This is a genomic window from Phyllobacterium sp. (assembly GCF_037994425.1).
Classification (GTDB): Bacteria; Pseudomonadota; Alphaproteobacteria; order Rhizobiales; family Rhizobiaceae; genus Phyllobacterium.
In genome coordinates this window covers 1-1,791 of record NZ_JBBNAM010000096.1, presented here as the reverse complement: position 1 = coordinate 1,791, position 1,791 = coordinate 1, and the positions used below count along the sequence as shown (strand labels likewise).

The 1,791-nt window shown below is 54.4% G+C and carries 1 protein-coding gene and 2 pseudogenes; all 3 read left to right on the top strand.

Translation table 11 applies throughout. From position 1 onward, the window contains the following. A pseudogene (locus tag AAAB35_RS06890) lies at positions 1-186 on the top strand (IS110 family transposase); the annotation flags it as partial. Between the two features lie 85 nt (positions 187-271). After that, entirely contained in the window at positions 272-1,300 is a 1,029-nt protein-coding gene (locus tag AAAB35_RS06885) for an IS110 family transposase (protein WP_340667465.1), read from the top strand. 271 nt (positions 1,301-1,571) lie between these two features. Beyond that, a pseudogene (locus AAAB35_RS06880) lies at positions 1,572-1,791 on the top strand (transposase); the annotation flags it as partial.

The following is a 1,791-nucleotide window of genomic DNA, read 5'->3' as shown; positions in this document are numbered from 1 at the left end:
ATGGTCTTCAGCAAGAAATTGCGCCGGGATAAGGTTAGAGGATTTTTTGCCAATCAACCTGCATGCATTGTTGCCATGGAGGCTTGTTCGGGTGCGCATTACTGGGCGCGGGAGATCAGCAAACTTGGCCACACAGTCAAGTTGATCCCACCGGCTTATGTGAAACCATTTGTGAAACGACAGAAGATGGGATGGTTGCCGCCCTCCCGAAACGGCATCGCAATGTGCCAAGATCGTGGTGTTTAACATCACGAAACGGAGAGGACGGCAGATGAAGGATACAATGATCGGCGTTGATCTGGCAAAGCGCGTTTTTCAGCTCCACGGAGCCTCGATGGCCGGGGATGTGAAGTTCCGCAAGAAGCTGACGAGAGAACAGTTTCGTCGTTTCATGTCAGAGCAACGCGCCTGCGTTGTCGTGTTTGAAGCGTGTGGCAGCGCCAGTTATTGGGCGCGGCAAATGGAAAAACTCGGCCATGAAGCCAAGCTTATTGCTCCGCAGTATGTACGGCCCTTTGTTAAGCGACAAAAAAATGACGCTGCTGATGCCGAGGCGATTGTCATTGCGGCACAGCGGCCCGAGATGCGGTTCGTCCCGCCGAAGACGGAAGACCAGCAAGCCTGCGCAGTTCTATTCCGAGCGCGTGAACGCATTTTGCATCAGCGCACCGAACTCGTGAACGCATTGCGATCTGTGCTTTATGAATATGGCTATGTCTTTCCGACGGGTATTGCTCATCTCAAACGGATTGAGGCGATCCTGGAAGACTCCGACAGTGACATGCCCGCACTGGTTCGTGAGGAATGCCAAGACTTGCTTGATCAAATTGCCGAGAAGACGAGCCGGGTTGAGGCTAAAACAAAGAAGGCCCAGAGTTTGGCAAAGGAGACCGATATAGCGCGACGGCTACAAACAATGCCAGGCATTGGACCGCAGACAGCGCTGGCGATCAGTGGCTTTGCGCCCCCGATGGACAGTTTTAAACGAGGTCGGGATTTTGCTGCCTGGCTTGGGCTCGTTCCACGCCAGCACTCCTCAGGAGGAAAGGAGCGGTTCGGACGGGTTTCGAAGGCCGGCCAAAGAGATATCCGCTCTTTATTGATCATCGGCGCGATGTCTCGCTTAACCTGGCTGGCTCGCAGATCGATCCCCGAAGGATCATGGCTTGCGCGGATGCTACATCGCAAGCCTCTCATGCTCGTCGCTATCGCGCTTGCGAACAAGATGGCGCGCGCGATCTGGGCAATGATGATGACTAGAGAGGACTACAGAGATCCGGCGACCGGTATGGCGACGTGATGGATGTTTATGAGTATCCATACCGGGCGTCGGTGAAGGAGGTGTAGGAAGTCAAAACCTGAATGGGCCAAATGATCGTAAGATCTGGGTCGGGAAAACCAGACATCGTTCTTGAGCCGTAAAGCTCTTGCAGAAGATATGGACCTGATCCGCGGATCACCATACCGGCCAGCGGCTTCTTGAAAGGCTGCGCTAAAAGGCCTGAGAGAAGAACGCACTCGATCACACGGACATCAGGTTCGAAAGCTTCTTGCATCACGGGCGGCAACCAGAGAAGAACGACGCGGCTGATGCCGAGGCAATCACAGAGGCAGCACAGCGGCCGACGATGCGTTTTGTCACGATGAAGAGTGAAGAAGCGCAGGCCAATGGAGTTGTATTCCGGGTACGTGATCTTCTCGTCAGGCAACGCACGCAAACCATCAATGCTCTGCGTGGCCACCTGGCGGAATATGGGGTGATTGTGCCTCAAGGTCCTAGCCATGTTGCAA